The following is an 18,658-nucleotide window of genomic DNA, read 5'->3' as shown; positions in this document are numbered from 1 at the left end:
AACGTTTAAGGCCAAAACAACCACGAACAATTTGGTATTCAGGGAGCTAACGTTAAACCTCAAACTTTAAACCTTAAACCCATTTCCCATGTATCAACTCATTCGTTCCGCGTTGCGGAAACCCATTTCGGTGGTGGTATTGGTGCTCGGCCTCCTGTTTTTTTCGGTGATGTCGCTGTTTACCATTCCCGTCGATATTTTCCCCAACCTGGATTTGCCGACCATTTACGTGGTGCAGCCCTACGGCGGGATGGCCCCCGACCAGATGGACGGTTTTATTGCCACCCGCTACCAGGATCACTTTCTCTACGTGTCCGGTATTCGCGACATCGACGTGAAGACCATTCAGGGCCTGTCGCTGATCAAATTGTCGTTCTATCCGGGCACGGACATGGCCCAGGCGGCTGCCGAGGTGGCCAACAACGTGTCGCGCGCCAAAGCCTACATGCCGGAAGGAACCGTGCCGCCCCAGGTGGTCCGGTTCGACGCCAGCTCGGTGCCGGTGGGGCAACTGGTTTTTGAAAGTCCGAGCCGCTCGCTCAACGAAATTCAGGATTATGCGTCGTCGCGGGTGCGGCCGATGTTCTCGCGGATTCCGGGCGTTTCCAGCCCTCCGCCCTTCGGGGGAAACCAGCGGACGGTGATCGTGAAGGTGAATCCGGCCCTCGTGCGCAGTTATCAACTGACGCCGGAGGAAGTGATCAAATCCATTGTGACCAACAACCAGCCGTCTCCCGCCGGGAACATTCGCATTGGCGAAAAAACGCTGATGACGCCGGTTAACTCGCTGGTGAAGAAGCCCGAAGATTTTCTCAACATTCCGATTCGGGTGGGGTCGGGACCGACGGTTTTTGTGCGGGATATTGCCACGGTGGAAGATGGAGCCGACGTCACGGTGAGTTACGCGCTGGTCAACGGTCGCCGGGCGGTGTATATTCCGGTGGTGAAAAAATCGGATGCCTCCACGCTCGACGTCGTGAACAACATCCGCAAAGCCCTGCCGGAATTGCGGGCCGCCGTACCGGAAGACGTCAAGATTTCCTACGAATTTGATCAATCGGTTTACGTCACCAACGCCCTGAAAAGTCTGGTGACGGAAGGGGTTCTGGGGGCGGTTTTGACCGGTTTGATGGTGTTGCTCTTCCTCCGCGACTGGCGCAGCGTGATCATCGTGGTGGTCACCATCCCGATCTCGATTCTGTCGGCGGTCATCATGCTCAATCTGTGCGGGCAAACCATCAACATCATGACGCTGTCGGGGCTGGCGCTGGCCATCGGGATTCTGGTTGATCAGGCCACCGTAACGATTGAGAATATCCACCAGCATCTCGAAATGGGTCGGCCCAAAGCAGTTGCGATCTGGGATGCCTGTAAAGAAATCGTTTTCCCGGAATTCCTGATTCTGCTGGCGATTCTGGCGGTTTTTGCTCCGGCGTTCGTGATGAGCGGGGTTCCACGCTCGATGTTCCTCCCGCTGTCGCTGTCGGTCGGTTTTGCGATGATTGCGTCGTTTTTACTGTCGCAAACGTTCGTACCGGTTTTAGCCAACTGGCTGCTGAAAAGTCATCCGGCCCACGGAAGGGCCGAACACGAACCGGCCACGCTGGCACTCGATGCCGAAGAACGGCATACGATGCTGGAAGAAGGTGCGCATCCGGTCAAAAACGCCACCGGTTTCGACAAATTCAAACAACGATATTCGACCTGGCTCGAAAAAATCCTGAACCGCCGGGGCTTGGTGGTGGGCGGCTATCTGGCTGGTAGTCTGGCCATTATCGTCGTGTGTTTTATGGTGATCGGAACGGATATTCTGCCCCACGGCAACAGCCACCAGTTTCAGATGCGCCTGCGGATTCCCGACGGAACGCGGGTGGAACGCACCGAAACCGCCACGCTGAAAGTGCTGGATATCATCAAAGAATCGGTCGGAGCCGATAACGTCGAAATTTCGTCGGCCTACGTCGGTACGGTTCCGTCGAGTTACGGGACGTCCAACATTTTCGTATTCAACAGCGGCCCGCACGAAGCGGTTTTGCAGGTGTCGCTGAAGGAGGATCATACCGTGAAGATGGATGACCTGAAGGAAGAACTTCGGGAGCGAATTGCGAAGGCCTTGCCAACAGCCAACATTTCCTTTGAACCGATCGAGCTGACCGAAAAAATCATGAGTCAGGGCGCATCGACACCCATTGAGGTGACCGTGGCCGCCAAAGACCTGAGCGAAGCCGGGCGGTTTGCCAACAAGATTCGGGCGGAAATGGCGAAGATCGACTTTTTGCGTGATGTGCAAATTGCGCAACCCCTCGCCTACCCAGTTTTGAACGTGACGCTGAACCGCGAACGGGCGGGTCAACTGGGCGTGACGTCCACGCAAGTCGCCCGGTCGATGGTCGCGGCCACCTCGTCCAGCCGCTTTACCGACAAAAACCTCTGGCTCGATGAATCGAAAGGACTGGCCTACCAGGTGCAAGTGCAGATTCCGGAATACAAAATGAGCAGCGCCAGCGACATCGGGAATATTCCGTTGAAGAGTGGCGAAATGCACCCGCTGCTGTCGGACGTCGCGACATTTTCGGAAGGAACCGCCCCCGGCGAATACGACCGCGCCGGCCCCAACCGGCTGGTGACGATCACGGCCAATTTGCAAAACAAAGACCTCGGTTCGGCGCAAAAAGCCGTTGAACTGGCGATCAAAAACGCGGGTGAACCGCCCCGGGGTGTGCTCGTTGAACTGGGTGGTCAAACCAGCCTGCTGACGGATACGCTAAGCAGTTTGCAAACCGGGCTTCTGGTCGCGATTGTCATTATTTTCTTACTCCTGGCCGCTAACTATCAGTCCTTCAAGCTCTCACTGGTCATTCTGGCGGCTATTCCGGCCGTGGTGGCCGGGGCACTGCTGATGCTGCTGGCCTGCGGGGCCACGCTCAACCTTCAATCGTACATGGGTTTGATCATGTCCGTGGGCGTGTCGGTGGCCAACGCCATTTTGATGGTGACCAATGCCGAGAATTTACGGCTGGAAATAGGCGACACCCGCAAAGCCGTCGTGCTAGCGGCCAACAGCCGGATTCGCCCGATTCTGATGACCAGCATTGCCATGATTGCCGGGATGGTGCCGATGGCCTCCGGCATGGGCGAGGGCGGTGACCAGATTGCTCCGCTCGGTCAGGCCGTCATCGGCGGTTTGATTGCCTCCACGCTGGCGGCTCTGCTGATCCTACCCTGTGTTTTCACCCAGTTTCAGACCAACGCTTCCGTCCAGTCTGTATCCCTCGATCCGGAAGATCCGGAAAGCAAATTTTACCATCAACCCCTGCATACCGTCGTATGAAACCGTTGTTAAAACTTGTTTGGCCCGTCGTCGCTGCTGCCGGAATGGCGGCCTGTACGTCGGCCGCCAGTGAAGAAAAGAAAACCGTTAAAACACCTGACGTACAAAAGGTTGCCGTAACTGAAGTGCAAACGATGCGGCCCAGCCAGGCGGTCACCCTGCCGGGCGAACTGAAGCCCTGGAACCGCGTCAGCCTGTACGCCAAAGTGAAAGGATTCATCCGCGATGTGCGGGTTGATCGCGGTTCGCCGGTTCGGAAAGGTCAGGTGCTGGCCGTGCTCGATGCGCCGGAGGTGTTGTCGGAACTGAGCACCGCGCAGGCGCAACTCCAGGCGCAGGAAGCCGCGTTGCAGGAACAAACCGCCCGGTTCCGCGCCAGTCGGCTGACCTACAACCGCTTGCTGCAAACCAGCAAGGTCGAAGGAGCAGTTTCGCTGCACGAACTCGATCAGGCGCAGGCGAAGATGATGGCCGACAGCGCGACGGTAGCCGTGGCAACGGGAAATATTCAGGTGGGCCGTTCCAATTACCAGACCAAAAAAGAGTTGCGGCAATACCTGACCATCACCGCACCGTTCGACGGCGTGATCACCGAACGGAATGTAAGTGCCGGGGCGCTGGTGGGTGCGGGTGACAGCAATTCCAAACCGTTGTTTGTGCTGGAAGACAGCCGGACGTTGCGGTTAACGGTAGCCATTCCCGAAACGTTTGCGAATCAGTTGGCCGCCAAAAGTGCGGTTACGTTTACGGTCAACGCCATTCCCGAACAGCACTTTAACGCAAAACTGGCCCGGAGCGCCCAGAGCCTGGTGGAAGCCAACCGGTCGATGCTGGCGGAGTTTGACTTTGACAACAAGGCCAACCAACTGAAATCCGGGATGTATGCCGAGGTGAAGATGCCGATGGAACGAACAGCTCCTACGTTGTTTGTGCCGAAAACCGCCGTGGTTAGTTCCAGCGAAAAAACGTTCGTGATTCGCGTCAATAACCACAAAGCCGAGTGGGTGTCGGTCGAAAAAGGCAACACGCTCGACAGCCTGGTCGAAGTGTTCGGCGGTCTCAAAGCCGGCGAACCGGTGGTCCGGATTGCTTCAGAGGAAATTCGCGATGGTCAGGCTTTAAACGCTTCTCAACAATGATGCGGTACTGGATTTTGCTGGGAGCGGTTTTACTGTTCGTTCAGGGTTGTGCTACTCACCGAACGCATTACCAAATGGTGTATCGCAACGACCGGGGCGGCTATCAGATTCAGGCACCGGATCTGCGGTCAGTGAAGGTCCACTGGCACCCGTACAACGTGCAGGTAACGACGGATTCGGGTCAGAGAAAAACCGTAGCCACCGAACGGCTTTGGGGTTATAAGCAGACAGACGGAACCCTGTATCGGCTGTATCTCGGCAACACCTACGAGGTGGTGCAGGAAAAGACACTGACGCTCTACCGCCAGTCGGACTTTGGGGAAGGGGCCACGGAACATTATTTTTTCAGCGTCACGCCCGACGAACCGGTTTTGTCACTGAACCGTCATAATCTGGAAGTGGCTTTTGCCAAATATCCCTGCATGCAGGAGCTAATCCAGCAAACGCCCGCCCGCAACTGGCTCAAAACCGACCACAAAAGCTACCGGTTGATCGACAGCTATGATCACTGCCGCCAGAAAAGCGCGGGTTCGCAACTCTCGACCAATGATACTCCTGTCAACGGTCGCAGACCCTAACGGGAGTAGTTAATCCTCTTCATAAAACTCCAACGGTAACCCATCCGGATCGCTGAAAAACGTAAACCGTCGCCCGGTATGCGCATCAATCCGGATGGGTTCTGCTTCAATACCAGCGGTTTCCAGGGCGGTTTTGGCGGCTTCCACATCCGACACCGCAAACGCCAGATGCCGCAACCCCAGGGCTTCGGGCCAGGATGGGCGCGCGGGCGGATGCGGAAACGAGAACAGTTCGATGATGTACTGGCCGTTCAGTTCCAGATCCAGTTTGTACGAATCGCGTTCGGCGCGATACACTTCCCGAATGATTTTCAATCCCAATATCTCCGTATAAAAATGCTTCGAACGCTCGTAATCCGAGCAAATAATGGCGATGTGATGAACGCTGTTGAGTTGTAGCATGGCAATTTTTGATGCGCAGTAGGAATAATAGCACTATTTTTTAGAACTATAAAGCAGATTGTTCGACAAATCTGCTTTATAGTCTGCAAACCCAGGAGACCGGCCGCACGGGTTTGCGCGAAAAAAAACAACCTCCTAAGCCCTGCGTTATGTCAATACTCATGAGAATCAGTTCCTGTGTCATCATCGGCCTCGTTTTTTTACTGCATTCGAGCCTGACTGTCCGGGTCGCCGACCCGGTTCATGTGCTGGTATTCTCCAAAACCAAAGGCTGGAAGCACACTTCCATTCCGTTCGGGATTGCAGCCATTCAGAAACTGGGAAAGGAGAATAATTTTCAGGTAGATACCACAAAAAATGCCGCCGTGTTTACGGACGAAAACCTGAAAAAATACGCCACGGTGATCTTCAACAACACCACGGGCAACGTCCTGAACGGTGAACAACAGGCGGCTTTTGAACGCTACATCCAGGCCGGTGGTGGCTATGTCGGCATCCACGCGGCCGCCGATACGGAATACGACTGGCCCTGGTACGGCAAGCTGATGGGCGCGCATTTTGCCAGTCATCCGCACAATTCCAACGTCCGCAAAGCGACCGTCGATGTTACCGACAAGAAACACATCTCCACAACAACCTTACCGGACCATTGGGACCGCACCGACGAATGGTACAATTACCGCTCCTTTTATTCGGGCATCAAGGTGCTGGCGAACCTGGATGAAAACTCGTACGAAGGCGGCACCAACGGGGCCAATCATCCGATTAGCTGGTACCATGAATTTGACGGCGGACGGGCTTTCTACACCGGCAACGGCCACACCGACGAAAGTTACAGCGAACCGCTGTTTCTCAAACACCTGTTGGGCGGCATCCAATACGCCATCGGCGAGGCCAAACCGCTGGATTATAAAAAAGCCTACGCCAACGTAACGCCGGAGCAAAACCGCTTTGTGAAAACCATTCTGGTCAATGACCTGGCTTCGCCGATGGAGCTGGCGGTTGCCCCCGACGGGCGCGTGTTTTTCTCCGAAATTCAGGGAAACTTGTCGGTTTATGACCCGAAAACGCGGAAAAACGCATTGGTTCATAAATTTCCGATCACCTACGTGGGCGGAACCGGACTCATCGGAGTGACGGTTGACCCGAATTTTGCCAAAAATGGGCACATTTACGTCTATTATACCCCCGCCGGGCAAACCGAAGAACCGATCAATTTTCAGCTTTCCCGGTTTACAGTCAACGCCAACAATACCCTCGATCTGAAGTCAGAGAAGATTCTGCTGACGGTTCCGGTGGAGAAAAACAGCGGTTCGCACCACGGCGGCTCGCTGGCCTGGGACAAAGACGGCAACCTCTATCTATCGACCGGCGACAGTTCCAGCCCGTTTCCGTCCGACGGTTATTCGCCGATGGACGAACGGCCCGGCAAGGAATTCTACAGCCTGGACGCCCAGCGGTCGGCGGCCAACACGAACGATCTGAAGGGAAAGGTGTTGCGGATTCATCCCCAGCCAGACGGTAGCTACACGATTCCAGATGGCAATTTGTTCCCGAAAGGAACCGCTAAAACCCGTCCAGAAATCTATACGATGGGTTGCCGAAATCCGTACCGCATTGCCGTCAATCCGAAAACGTCGGTGTTGTACTGGGGCGAAATTGGCCCCGATGCGGGCAAAGAAGGCGTGCAGGGACCACGCGGCTACGACGAATTCAATCAGGCGAAAAAAGCCGGTTATTACGGCTGGCCGTATTTTGTCGGCAACAATTATCCGTATGTCAAGTGGGACTTTGCCACCAAAACCGCCGGGCCGAAATTCGATCCGGCGGCTCCCGTCAACAACTCGCCCAACAATACCGGATTGAACCAGCTACCGCCCGCGACGCCCCCAATGATCTGGTATCCGTATGCCGCTTCGACCGAATTCCCGGAGTTGGGCCTCGGCGGTCGCAGCGCGATGGCGGGAAAATTTTACACCTTTGACACGAAGTCAAAGTCTGCTAATAAATTCCCCGCGTATTACGACGGCAAGCTGTTTGTTTTCGACTGGATGCGCAACTGGGTGCTGGCGCTTAGCTTCGATGAAAACGAAAACTACGTGCGCAGTGAGCCCTTTATGGCATCCAACGGCGATTTTCGACGCCCCATTGATCTGGATTTCGGGCCGGATGGTGTCATGTACATGCTGGAATACGGTTCGGTTTACGGGGCTGATAACGAAGATGCGCGTCTGGTAAAGATCGAATACAATACCGGAAACCGCCCTCCGCTGGCCCAGGCGAGCGTGCAGGACACGGCGGTGGAAAACCATCTCGACCGCACGGTTTTTCTGACGTCCGAACGCCGGAATTTCCCGATTCTGCGCGAAGCCGCCGGGGCGGCTCCGTTGCGGGTGTCCTTCGTGAGCCGAGGTTCGCGCGATCTGGATGATGATGATGAGGTGAAATACGAATGGCTATTCGATGGCAAAAAAGTGGGTGCTACCACGCCAAATGCGACCTACACCTACGCCAAACCGGGTATTTACAAAGCCATTCTGAAAGTCACCGACCGGGCCGGATTGGTCGGCCGGGATACGGTTATCGTTAAAGTTGGTAATTCCAAACCAGCGGTAACCATTGCCAGCACCGACAACCAATCCTTTTTCTGGGAAGGCAAACCGTTTGCGTATACGGTGAAAGTGCAGGATCAGGAAGATGGAAAAATCGATCCGAAGCGCGTTAAGGTGCTTTACGCTTACAATCCGCAGCCCAGTACTGCCGATCCAAACGCACCCAAGTCGCCGACCTCCGTGCTGGTGAGCAATCCGCCGGGCAAAATGCTGATGGATGCCAGTGATTGCAAAGCCTGCCATACGATTGATAAAGTGTCGGTGGGGCCGTCGCTGCTGGCGGTGGCGCAAAAGTACAAAACCCAAACCGGCGCGTTGGAACAACTGGCCACCAAGATCATCAACGGCGGTGGCGGTAACTGGGGAACCGTACACGTCATGAGCGCTCACCCCCAGATTTCGGTAACTGATGCGCAGGAAATGGTCCGTTATATTTTCTCGCTGACCGACAAACCAAGGGCACAGAAAACCGTACCGATGCAAGGCTCGCTGACGTTGAATGATCACCAGAAAGAAGAACTGAGAGGGCAATATACCTTGCTGGCTTCGTATACTGATAAAGGTGGGAACGTGGTGGGTCCACTGACCGGCACTGACGCCGTTACGCTGCGGAATGCGAAGGTTCGGGCGGTGTATACCGATGCCCAGGTGGGTTTCCCCCGGTTTGGCGTCAACCTGTCGCAGGGTGGCCACAAGGCGTATCTTCTCCTGAAAAACGTCGACTTAACCCACATCAAACAGTTCACCTACGAGTATGCCTCGCTGGATCAGCCGGGCGAAATTCAGGTGCGGATCGACTCGCAGGCCGGGCCGGTAATCAGCACGACGGCCTATCAGCCAACCGGGGCCTGGAACACCAACAAAGAAGTTACTGGTTCGATCAGCAAGCCCGTATCGGGCAAGCACGACGTCTACTTTTTTGCCATCAAGCGCACCAAACCCAACGATGCGATTCTGAAGTTCGTCACGATTCAGTTTCAAGAATGAATTTACGGTTTTCAGTATACGGTTTACGGTATTCGGTTTCCGGTATTCGGTTTCCGGTATCCGGTGGCTGACGCGCGCTTATGAATGCGTCAGCCACCGAATACCGGAAACCGTATACTGAAAACCGTAAACCATTCTGCGCAATTTTATTCTGACAACCTGGCATTTAAACGGTTTTTACTTGCATAAATCACAAATCATCCATTTTTTATTTATGTATTAACGATTATTGCTGTTATTTTACCTTTGAATTGCACAAGGTATGTTGGACCACCGACAGCGCATAATCGAGGAAAACGACTATTTACTGGAACTCTGGCAGCGTTCGAAGGCCGGAGACAAGGCGGCTTTTTGCCAATTGGCCGAGTCGCAATACCGGGCTCTGTTCAGTTATGCGGCCAATTTTACGGAGGATCGCGAGTTTATTAAGGATTCGATTCAGGAAATCTTTATTACGATCTGGGAAAAACGCCAGTCGCTCACGATTCAGTATGTAGCGATCTATCTGTTCAAATCGCTCCGCAACCAGCTTTTGCAGGAATTCCGGCGGAATAAAAACGCGGTCTCGGCTCCATCTTTTCAGGAAATTAGCCAACTGTCTGACTGGGAAACCGTTGAAACTGTCATTGAGAAAAATGAGGCCGATTCGGAAAACCAGCGCAAAGTCCGTCAGGCCATCGACACCCTCCCGAAACGGCAACAGGAAGTGGTTTTTCTGAAGTTTTACAAAGGACTGGAAAATGAGCAGATCGCGGAACTGATGGAAATCAACCGCCAATCCGTGGCCAATTTGCTCTACAAGGCGTTGACCTCGCTTAAAAGTCAGATTTCTTTTTTTAAGTATTGGCTGCTCGTAATGTGTCTACTCCAGTAAAGCGGGACAAAAAATAGCCACTGAACTCCTTTCCAGTGGCTATCCGGGAATTATAGACAAACCTAAAAACGCTATTTTTTTGACCTCTGCCCGTAAAATAACCGGAGCGTTCTTAGAGCGAGGTTAAGAACTGCTTAGAATCTGCTTAGTAAGCCGGGGCCGGATGCCGGTTTCCCCGCTAACGCGGTCAATGAAATAAAAGGGGTACGATAACAATCCGATTCAGCGATGGTTAGGTAGTCAGAATCTGGCCTTTTGGATATGAAAATTTTAGTGGTTGAGGATGAGCCCAAAACCCTGAATGCCATTCGGCAGGGTCTGGAAGAAACACAATTTGAAGTAGACATTGCCTACGACGGCCTGATTGCCAAGCGATTGGCCTTGAAGAACTCGTATGCCGTCATCATTACCGACGTCATCATTCCAGGCCTGAACGGTTTCGAACTGATTCGCCAGTTGCGGGCGCAGGGTGTCACGACCCCCATTCTGTTGCTGACGGCCCTGGGCGAAAGTAGTGATAAAGTGATGGGTTTCGATGCCGGAACGGATCAGTATTTGACCAAACCGTTTCAGTTTGCCGAGCTGCTCGCGCGGGTACGGTCCCTGACCAAACGGAGTACGCAGGTCGCCATGACGGCCCAGACGCTCCGGTTTGCGGGGATCGAAATGAACCTGGATGCCAAAACCGTTCGTCGCGATGGTCAGGTGATCGACCTCACCGCCCGGGAGTTTGCCCTACTCGAATACCTGTTGCGAAACCAGGGACGGGTGATGTCGAAAGTCGATATTGCCGAACGGGTCTGGGATTTGAATTTTGATGCGGGAACGAACGTCGTGGAGGTGTACATCAATTATTTACGTAAGAAAATCGACAAAGATTTTCCTAAAAAACTCATTCATACACAGTTTGGTATGGGTTATGTGTTAAAAGAAGAATAGGTTCGCGGGGGCGAACCGTTTTCTAACAAGCTGTTTGAGTTAACCGGGGAGAGCCCTGGAAGGGCGGTCTGTCAATAGTTATTGACTATTGACAGGACAGGCCTCCGGCCTTCATTCAAACAACTTCTAAGGAAATTCTAAGCAATTATTTAATCCTGTTTAAGTTCTTCGCTTCAGTTTTGTCGTCAGGGAGGTTTTCCCAGCACGTAATATGACTTCTAACTCGCGACACAGCCCCACCTACGGAACGGATTCGGGTCCTTTGATGGGGCATCGAGACAGTTCACCTCCTTCCGGGTCGAAAACCCGCGAACCACGACAGCCCGACTGGCTGATGATCCTGATGGTGAGCCTGTTTGTGTTGACGCTGTTGATTGCCTGGCTGGTCGATATTCCGGCTTTACTCCGGTAATGTTTTATGACCATCCGTACCCGCCTGACGCTCCGTTTCACGGGCCTGGTTTCAGCCATTCTGGCCCTCGCTTTTGCTTGCCTTTACGCATTTTGCTGGTATTTTATCTCGTCCGATTTCTACCGGCGGCTCGACCGTAAAGCCGACACGGTGGGCGAATTACTAATTCGGCAGCAAATGGGTCCTCAACTCCTGATTCAGTTTACCCGACTGCGAAAAGACCAGCTTCCGGCGCAGAAAATAGCCGTATATGACGGACGGAACAGTCCGGTTTTCATCACCAATGAGCAGGTTCCGCTGGCTGTATCGACCCAGGTGCTGGACGCCATTCGGGCGAAAAAAAACAAGAAATTCCGGCAGGGAGCGGCTTACGTAACCGGCGTACGCTACGCAACCACCTCGGGCCAGTATGTGGTGCTAGCCAGCGCCGAAAACCGCTATGGCGACCAGTTTCTGCGCCAGATGCTGGTCGTTTTGGTCGGATTGTTCGGGGGCATTGTCGGGATTGTTGCCTTTTCGGGCTGGCTCTACGCGGGCGACGCGCTCCGACCCATGAAGCGCATGGAACAGCAACTGAACCACATTTTTCCGAATACGTTGCAGGAACGCTTGCCAGTCAGCACGGATAACGACGAAATCAGCCGCCTATCGACCACCATCAACCGCCTGCTCGACCGCATCGACGAATCGTTCCGGCTACAACGGATGTTTGTGGCCAATGTCTCGCACGAATTGAAAAATCCGCTGACCCAGATCAGCTCCCAACTGGAAGTGGCGTTGCTCAACCGCCGGGAATCGGCGGTTTATGAAGAAACCATCCGGTCGGTGCTGGACGATGTGGGCGAGCTGTCAACATTGACGCGGGAATTGTTGCAGCTTTCGCAGGTCAACCAGGCGTCGGCGGTCGGCTTGTTGACGGATTCGGTGCGCCTGGACGAAGTGGTCTGGGACATTCGGGAGGAAGTGAGCAACATCCATTCCCGCTACGAAGTAACCGTTCATTTTGACGAATTACCGGACGATTTCAACCAGTTGGCCGTGCCGGGCAATACCGCTCTGCTGCGAACGGCCCTGAAAAATCTGACCGAAAATGCCTGCAAGTTTTCCAGCGATGGCAAAGCCGTGATCCACGTCCGATTCACCGAAACCGCCGTTGTGATCAGCGTGCAGAACAACGGCACACCCATTCCTGCCGATGATTTGCCGTATATTTTCGAACCTTTCTACCGGAGCCGACAAACCGCCGAAGTCAGGGGCAACGGCGTCGGGCTGTCGCTGGTGGAACGCATCGTCCGGCTCCATCAGGGCCGGGTGTCCGTCACTTCGGGCGAAGGCCAGCCAACGGTTTTTCAACTGGAACTGGTTCGTCAGTTTACTTCCTGAAAACGAACGGATTACTGTTCAGATCCGCTTGCCAGTCTCTACCGTTTGGCCAGTTCAATAATATCTTTTCCCTCCAGAATCTGCTTTTCGTAGCCTTTGTTGACCGTATGGATCATGGCCAGTCCCAACTCCCGTAAGGTGCAAAAACCGCCGGGATACAACGCCCGGCCAATGGGAAACAGCCAGCGGATATACCGGTACATTTTCAGTGTATTTTTCAGTCCTTTGGTCGGTTTGATAAAACCCGGCCGGAAGTTAAATACCTGTTTAAAAGGCAGTTTCAGCAAATCATTCTCGGTTTTCCCTTTGACCCGCGCCCACATCGAACGGCCTTGCTCCGTGCTGTCCGTACCCGCTCCCGAAATGTAACAAAACGTCATGTCCGGGTTCAGCTTGCTCAAAACCGTCGCCACGTTCAGCGTGAGCGTGTGGGTTACTTTGTAATAATCCGGCTCGCTCATGCCGACTGACGAAACGCCCAGACAGAAAAAGCACGCGTTGTAACCAGCCAGGCGGTTTTCAATCGTCGACAGGTCATAAAAATCCGCATGAATGATTTCTGTCAATTTGGGATGGGACATTCCGGACGGTTTTCGGTTGATAATCAACACCGCTTCCACCTCCGGATGCAGCAGGCATTCGTGCAAAACACCTTCACCTACCATACCGGTCGTTCCGGTGATAATGGCTCTGATTCCGTTCGTTTTCATGGTTTTTCGGGGTTTGCAATCATTGTCCAGGTGAGTTCAAAAACGTCATCGATCCGTTGCGGCTGGTTCTCAGCGGGCACGGTTTGGGCAGTCAGATACTGAAAGAGTCCATTGATCTGGTTTATCGAAAGCATCATGAGCAAGTCTGGCGGCAACGGTTTCAACACCTTCGCGTCACGGGCCTCCTGAAACAAGTTTCGGTGCTTTTCAGATTGCTTCCGAATCTCCTCGTCCGGAACCAGGCCCAGATGCGGTGAGAAATGAAACTGCTGGATGAAGTAAAAAGCGTCCCGGTTTTCCAGCGCCCATGCCAGGGAATACCGAAACAGGTTCCTGAATTTTTCTTTCACGTCGCCGGTTTCGTTGGCTTTTTCCGCCAAATACTGATTCAGTTCTTCCTTGATAGCCGTATACAAAGCCACCACCAGCTCGTCTTTCGTTTTGAAATAATGAAAAAGGGTTCCGTTCGAAACCCCGGCTTCGCTGGCAATCCGGCTCGTGGGCGTGCCGTGAAAACCGTAAGCGACGAAGAGTTTCAACGCGGTTGCCAGTATTTTTTCGGGTTTATCCAGTTTGCTCATTTCTTTGATTGACTAATCGCTCTATAAATATACGCAAAATAAGCAGGTCACGGCGGAATTCCACAAAAATGGGATAAATGGAAAACTGTAACGCCGTGAATGCCTTAAATGAACTATTGGCGGTTTTTAAAAGTACTACTAACAATATGGATCGGCTTTCTGAATCCGGCCAACCGGTTGAGAGTCGTCTTCTTTTTTCGACCAATACTTTTTAACTGAATAATCATGGAATTAGGTATTAGCAGTTTTGGCGAAGTTCTGCCCGATGGCGTGGCCGGAAAAGCCGTCAACGCCCACCAGCGGATGCAGCAATTGCTGGAAGAAATTAAACTGGCCGACGAAGTGGGGCTGGACGTCTTTGCCCTCGGCGAACACCACCGGCCGGATTTTATGGTGTCGGCCCCGGAGGTCATTCTGGCAGCCGCAGCCTCCCTCACGAAAAATATCCGTCTGTCGAGTTCCGTGACGGTTTTGAGTTCAGCCGATCCGGTTCGGGTGTTCCAGAATTTCGCGTCGCTGGATCTCATTTCCAACGGCCGGGCCGAGATCATGGCCGGGCGCGGTTCGTTCATCGAATCTTTCCCGCTGTTTGGCTACGACCTGAAGGATTACGACGAGCTGTTTACCGAAAAACTGGACCTTCTGGTGGCGATTAATAAAAGCGAAATCGTCAACTGGCAGGGCAAACACCGGGCCGCCATCCGCAACCTGGGCGTTTATCCGCGTCCGTATCAGGAATCGCTCCCAATCTGGCTGGCCGTTGGTGGCACACCCGCATCCGCCGTTCGGGCGGGCACGATGAACCTGCCCATGACGCTGGCGATGCTGGGCGGTTCGCCCGACCGGTTTGTGCCGTTCGTGAATTTGTTCCGGCAATCGGCGCAGAAAGCCGGTCACGACGTTGCGAAACTGCCGCTGGCGATCAATTCGCATTTTTACCTGGCCGACAATTCACAACAGGCGTCGGACGAACTCTTTCCGTCCTACGAACAGATGATGAACCGCATTGGCCGTGAACGGGGCTGGTCGCCCATTGGACGCGAGCATTTTGAGTACATGCGCCAGTCCGGGCCGCTGCTGGTGGGCAGTCCGCAGCAGGCCATCGACAAGATTCTGCACTTTCACGAATTGTTCCAGAACACCCGGTATCTGGCTCAACTCATTGGTAGCCATCAGCTTCCGCACAGTAAAGTGCTTCGCGCGATCGAATTGTTCGGAACCAAAGTGGCGCCAGCCGTTCGGAAAGCCTTACGAACGCCCGAGCCGGTTTAAACCGTAATTGCCGGGAATTAGACGTACCTTCACCGGAATACGGGCGCAGTGCTCCCATCCGGATTGCAAACGATCTTTGATTCCCTCATCACAAGTTTTATTGACCATAACGTCGGCATCGCCGACCATTTTTTAAGTGACGCGCTGGCGGCTCATCTGAAAGAAAATCTGACCACATTGTATGCCGAAAACCGGCTTCGGTCGGCAGGTACCGGCAGCGACGGCCAGGTTGTGCAGAATAAACGGGTTCGCAGCGACCTGATTTACTGGCTGGATCGCCAGCACAATGACCGCTACGAAAATGACTTTTTTGACCTGATGGACCGGTTTGTCCGTCATTTAAACCAGACCTGTTACACGGGCATCACCGGCTACGAATTTCACTATACGCTGTATGAAACGGGCAGTTTTTACCAGAAACACCTCGATCAGTTTCGCAACAACGACAGCCGGAAGTATTCGATGATCCTGTATTTAAACGCCGACTGGCAGGAAGATGACGGTGGCGAATTGTGCATTCACCGGGGCGATACCGTACAACACATCGCCCCGGTAAACGGCAAAATCGTCTTTTTTAAGAGTAACGAACTGGAACACGAAGTCCTCCGGACCAATAAACCCCGGATGAGTATAACCGGCTGGTTGAAGGTGAATTAGTTTACGGTTTTCCGTTTACGGTGGGCTGACGCGTTATCCTGGATGCGTCAGCCCACCGTAAACCGTATACCGTAAACCGCCTTTACTTTTTCTGTTGCGACAGGAACGTGATCAGCGACGCAAATTCTTCGTACGACAGGGCGTTGGCCAGGCCCGACGGCATCATCGAGGTTTCCTGTTCTTTCCGCGTCAGAATGTCGCTGGTTTTGATGGTGAACACTTCGCCCGTAATGTTGCGCATCACCACTTTGCTGGCCGATTCTTCCGAAACAAAACCCATGTACGTCTTATTGCCTTTGGCCGTGATCAACACCGTGGCGAAACCCTGCGAGATCGACGCATTGGGTTTCAGAATCGACTCGGCGATCTGTTCACGGTTCATGATCGAGCCAATCTGACCCATAAACGGCCCTTTCATCGGCTCGCTTTTGCTCAGGCTGTGGCAGGCAATACAGCCCTGCTGGGTAAAAAGTGTTTTTCCGAGGGCCGCATCTCCCTTGATTTTCGCCATCGCCAGCATCACGTCTTCAATCGACGCTTTGCCAACCTGCCCTTTCTGGTTTCTGATTTTTTCCAGATCCACTTTGGTTTCTTCATTGGCTGCCACAACCTCTTCCCCGCCAAACTCGGTGATTTCCATCCGGTGCCGTCCGTTCAAATCGGCAAAAAATTGCTTGCCTGACGCATCCGCTTTCGTCCATTCCTGCATCAGCAAGTCTTTGATCGCCGGTGACGACTCCCAGGTAACACCCTTGTAATAAGGACCGTGCGTATCGGGCCGGGTACTCCACCACCACGAACCGTCGTAATCCGCTTCCTTTTTGTAAAGCCGGGACAAAGTCGTCAGAATCTGCTTTTTCAGGGTTTCATCCTTCGCTTTTTTATAGGCTGCAATCAAACCGGTGGCCGCTTTCGGATCGTGCATATACCGTAGCGCCCAGAGTGCAATCGTGGAATTTTCGGTACCGATGGCGTTCACACACGCATCGACGGCGTTCAGGCTCACCAACGCCCGAACCGCCAGGTGCGGAGGGACGATGGCGGCATTGGGCGTCGCGTGCGGGCCTTCCGTGCCTTTCGCCGGGGCGACGAAGGAAGCCGGCACTTTCACCTGCAACAAGGCCGGAGCGGCTTCGATCCGTCCCAAACGCCCCAAACCGACGGTAGCCGCCAGCCGCACCCGCTCCGACGGATCCTTCAATCCCTGAAGAAACGGTTCGATGGGCACGGTTTGGAGGTTCGGTTTCCGGTCGGCCAGTGCTTTCAACGCGAACTCCCGAACGTCGTTTTCCGAGGTCAGTTTCACCAGATTGGTTATCCCGTTGGCTCCGGCCGCCTGCGCGTACGTAAAAATGCCGGCAACCCGGACGTAAAGCGGCAGGCTTTTGTCGGCGGCCAGTTTCCAGGAAGCGTCAGCCGCGTCTTTCGGGCGGGTCAGCAACTCCTGCTGGGCCGCCAGACGTGCCACGGCACTCCCGGATTTCAACAAGGCGACCAGCTCTTTCACCGACGCTTTTTTGACATCCGCAAAGGCTTTGTACGACCAGGTTTTCGGCACAACCCGCACCACGTAGCCTTTGGCCGGATTGCCGGAATAGCCCGCACCGTCCCAAGCCGACAGATACATCCGGCCCGACGCGTCGACGTCCACATCGGTGATTTGCGGTAATTTGATAAACTCTTCTTCTTTTTGCGTAAAACTCGGGCCATCCGGCGTCACGCGGTGAATGTAAAGCTGGCTTCTTCCCCAGTCGGCCATCATCGGCACATGATTGTATTTTTCCGGCCAGGTCGGATCGTCCATGAACAGCGAACCCGTACCGGAGCCACCACCCACATCGACCAGCGCGGGAATGATTTCATCCGTAAAACCCTTAAAAAGAACCGGATAACCGTATTCTCCGGATTGAATCTGGTGGCTAAACCGGATGTTCCAGCCCCCGCCGTCGTTGGTGTTGTCGCGCGTGAAAATATTCATATACGGGTCGATGGCCACATCGTAGATGTTCCGCATCCCGTGCGAATACACTTCCATTTCGGTTCCATCGGGCCGCACCCGCACGATGCCCCCGCCGAGTTGGGTCAACTTCTTTCCGCTCCGGTCCACGGCACCGTGGAAGCCAAAGTCGCCGACGGCGATGTAAATCCAGCCGTCGATTCCCATCCGGATGCCGTTGGTCGAGTGGTCGGTGCCCCGGCTTTGCAGAAATTTGGGCGAGCTGATGTTTTGAATCAGCGGTTTTGACGGGCCGTCGGCCACGCCATCGTGGTTTTTATCTTCGAAAACTACCAGATCCATGCCACTGGCGATCCCGGTTTCCGCCGAAAACGTCGTGTGCAGGACGAACAGTTGATCACCTTGGGAAATAATACCGCGCGGGTTGTCGGCCATCGCAAATTTGGTGTGCCGGTCGACTTTGCCATCGTTGTTGCTATCGACCAGTTTGATGATGTAGCCCTTGCCCGGCGTTTTGCCCAGCGACCCAATCATGTCTACACCGACGTAGACTTCGCCGGTCGGTGCCACGGCAAGACAGGATGGGCTGGGCGTGAGGTCGGGACCGGCGAAATTCGTAATTACCAGTTCATCTGGGTCGGCAGAAATAACCGCCCGATTCGTAGATTTTTGGAGTAGTTTGGTTTCAGAATTGCCCAGTTGTCCAACCAACCCCATCAGGATCAGGACACTATAGACCAGACTTAAGGAAATTTTTAACATGGTTTTCTTTTTAGAACGTTTCTCGAGGGTGCCGCAAAATCGAATACGAAGTACGTTTACTT

14 protein-coding genes are annotated in these 18,658 nt (G+C 53.8%); 10 read left to right on the top strand and 4 right to left on the bottom strand.

Features of this window, described 5'->3' with window-relative positions; genetic code table 11:
* The first annotated feature begins 88 nt into the window (after positions 1–88).
* Genes ACS5NO_RS08705 through ACS5NO_RS08695 form a run of 3 tightly spaced genes read left to right on the top strand, consistent with a single transcriptional unit; the run spans position 89 to position 5,048 of the window.
* Complete coding sequence (locus ACS5NO_RS08705; protein ID WP_439414778.1) at positions 89–3,331, top strand: efflux RND transporter permease subunit; 3,243 nt, start codon at positions 89–91, stop codon at positions 3,329–3,331.
* A complete protein-coding gene (locus tag ACS5NO_RS08700) occupies positions 3,328–4,470 on the top strand; it encodes an efflux RND transporter periplasmic adaptor subunit (RefSeq protein ID WP_439414777.1) in 1,143 nt (380 codons plus the stop codon). Before ACS5NO_RS08705 ends, ACS5NO_RS08700 begins: the two co-directional genes overlap by 4 nt.
* Positions 4,467–5,048, top strand: coding sequence for a hypothetical protein (locus ACS5NO_RS08695; RefSeq protein WP_439414776.1), 582 nt, complete (start codon positions 4,467–4,469; stop codon positions 5,046–5,048). The genes ACS5NO_RS08700 and ACS5NO_RS08695 overlap by 4 nt, the downstream gene beginning before the upstream one ends.
* A 9-nt stretch (positions 5,049–5,057) precedes the next feature.
* Here the strand turns inward: ACS5NO_RS08695 and gloA2 are convergent, their stop codons facing one another.
* On the bottom strand, positions 5,058–5,450 hold the full coding sequence (gene gloA2, locus ACS5NO_RS08690; RefSeq protein WP_439414775.1) for an SMU1112c/YaeR family gloxylase I-like metalloprotein: 393 nt from the start codon (positions 5,448–5,450) through the stop codon (positions 5,058–5,060).
* A 161-nt stretch (positions 5,451–5,611) separates the two neighbouring features.
* Here gloA2 and ACS5NO_RS08685 point away from each other — a divergent pair, with 161 nt between their 5' ends.
* The 5 genes from ACS5NO_RS08685 (at position 5,612) to ACS5NO_RS08665 (ending at position 12,657) form a co-directional block, all read left to right on the top strand.
* Positions 5,612–9,049, top strand: a complete 3,438-nt coding sequence (locus ACS5NO_RS08685) for a ThuA domain-containing protein (RefSeq protein WP_439414774.1) — start codon at positions 5,612–5,614, stop codon at positions 9,047–9,049.
* Between the two features lie 262 nt (positions 9,050–9,311).
* Positions 9,312–9,923 carry an RNA polymerase sigma factor gene (locus ACS5NO_RS08680; RefSeq protein ID WP_439414773.1) on the top strand — a complete coding sequence of 204 codons (612 nt, stop codon included), beginning with the start codon at positions 9,312–9,314 and terminating at the stop codon, positions 9,921–9,923.
* A gap of 261 nt (positions 9,924–10,184) precedes the next feature.
* Positions 10,185–10,862, top strand: a complete 678-nt coding sequence (locus tag ACS5NO_RS08675) for a response regulator (protein ID WP_138990148.1) — start codon at positions 10,185–10,187, stop codon at positions 10,860–10,862.
* 211 nt (positions 10,863–11,073) lie between these two features.
* Positions 11,074–11,274 (top strand): hypothetical protein, encoded by a 201-nt coding sequence (locus ACS5NO_RS08670; RefSeq protein WP_439414772.1) that lies wholly within the window; start codon positions 11,074–11,076, stop codon positions 11,272–11,274.
* Between the two features lie 6 nt (positions 11,275–11,280).
* Positions 11,281–12,657: a sensor histidine kinase gene (locus ACS5NO_RS08665; RefSeq protein ID WP_439414771.1), complete on the top strand. Its 1,377-nt coding sequence runs from the start codon at positions 11,281–11,283 to the stop codon at positions 12,655–12,657.
* A gap of 38 nt (positions 12,658–12,695) precedes the next feature.
* Here the strand turns inward: ACS5NO_RS08665 and ACS5NO_RS08660 are convergent, their stop codons facing one another.
* Complete coding sequence (locus tag ACS5NO_RS08660; RefSeq protein WP_439414770.1) at positions 12,696–13,367, bottom strand: NAD-dependent epimerase/dehydratase family protein; 672 nt, start codon at positions 13,365–13,367, stop codon at positions 12,696–12,698.
* Positions 13,364–13,948 carry a TetR/AcrR family transcriptional regulator gene (locus tag ACS5NO_RS08655; protein ID WP_439414769.1) on the bottom strand — a complete coding sequence of 195 codons (585 nt, stop codon included), beginning with the start codon at positions 13,946–13,948 and terminating at the stop codon, positions 13,364–13,366. Before ACS5NO_RS08655 ends, ACS5NO_RS08660 begins: the two co-directional genes overlap by 4 nt.
* Positions 13,949–14,173: 225 nt before the next feature.
* On the opposite strand from ACS5NO_RS08655, the gene ACS5NO_RS08650 reads away from it, so the two are divergent.
* Both ACS5NO_RS08650 and ACS5NO_RS08645 read left to right on the top strand, forming a co-directional pair.
* Positions 14,174–15,220 carry an Atu2307/SP_0267 family LLM class monooxygenase gene (locus ACS5NO_RS08650; RefSeq protein ID WP_439414768.1) on the top strand — a complete coding sequence of 349 codons (1,047 nt, stop codon included), beginning with the start codon at positions 14,174–14,176 and terminating at the stop codon, positions 15,218–15,220.
* 63 nt (positions 15,221–15,283) lie between these two features.
* On the top strand, positions 15,284–15,877 hold the full coding sequence (locus ACS5NO_RS08645; protein ID WP_439414767.1) for a 2OG-Fe(II) oxygenase: 594 nt from the start codon (positions 15,284–15,286) through the stop codon (positions 15,875–15,877).
* Positions 15,878–15,959: 82 nt separating this feature from the next.
* Here ACS5NO_RS08645 and ACS5NO_RS08640 read toward each other — a convergent pair whose 3' ends face one another.
* Positions 15,960–18,596: a DUF7133 domain-containing protein gene (locus tag ACS5NO_RS08640; protein WP_439414766.1), complete on the bottom strand. Its 2,637-nt coding sequence runs from the start codon at positions 18,594–18,596 to the stop codon at positions 15,960–15,962.
* Positions 18,597–18,658 lie beyond the last annotated feature (62 nt).

The sequence above is a fragment of the Larkinella fluvii genome, from assembly GCF_051857545.1.
Taxonomy (GTDB): domain Bacteria; phylum Bacteroidota; class Bacteroidia; order Cytophagales; family Spirosomataceae; genus Larkinella.
Note: the sequence above shows the minus strand (reverse complement) of the source record. Positions and strands in the feature narration are given on the sequence as shown.

Coding starts and splice junctions, on each gene's coding strand:
- ACS5NO_RS08695 (WP_439414776.1), top strand. CDS start 4,467: ATGATGCGGTACTGGATTTTGCTGGGAGCGGTTTTACTGTTCGTTCAG.
- gloA2 (WP_439414775.1), bottom strand. CDS start 5,450: ATGCTACAACTCAACAGCGTTCATCACATCGCCATTATTTGCTCGGAT.
- ACS5NO_RS08670 (WP_439414772.1), top strand. CDS start 11,074: ATGACTTCTAACTCGCGACACAGCCCCACCTACGGAACGGATTCGGGT.
- ACS5NO_RS08660 (WP_439414770.1), bottom strand. CDS start 13,367: ATGAAAACGAACGGAATCAGAGCCATTATCACCGGAACGACCGGTATG.
- ACS5NO_RS08700 (WP_439414777.1), top strand. CDS start 3,328: ATGAAACCGTTGTTAAAACTTGTTTGGCCCGTCGTCGCTGCTGCCGGA.
- ACS5NO_RS08675 (WP_138990148.1), top strand. CDS start 10,185: ATGAAAATTTTAGTGGTTGAGGATGAGCCCAAAACCCTGAATGCCATT.
- ACS5NO_RS08640 (WP_439414766.1), bottom strand. CDS start 18,596: ATGTTAAAAATTTCCTTAAGTCTGGTCTATAGTGTCCTGATCCTGATG.
- ACS5NO_RS08665 (WP_439414771.1), top strand. CDS start 11,281: ATGACCATCCGTACCCGCCTGACGCTCCGTTTCACGGGCCTGGTTTCA.
- ACS5NO_RS08650 (WP_439414768.1), top strand. CDS start 14,174: ATGGAATTAGGTATTAGCAGTTTTGGCGAAGTTCTGCCCGATGGCGTG.
- ACS5NO_RS08680 (WP_439414773.1), top strand. CDS start 9,312: ATGTTGGACCACCGACAGCGCATAATCGAGGAAAACGACTATTTACTG.
- ACS5NO_RS08685 (WP_439414774.1), top strand. CDS start 5,612: ATGAGAATCAGTTCCTGTGTCATCATCGGCCTCGTTTTTTTACTGCAT.
- ACS5NO_RS08655 (WP_439414769.1), bottom strand. CDS start 13,948: ATGAGCAAACTGGATAAACCCGAAAAAATACTGGCAACCGCGTTGAAA.
- ACS5NO_RS08705 (WP_439414778.1), top strand. CDS start 89: ATGTATCAACTCATTCGTTCCGCGTTGCGGAAACCCATTTCGGTGGTG.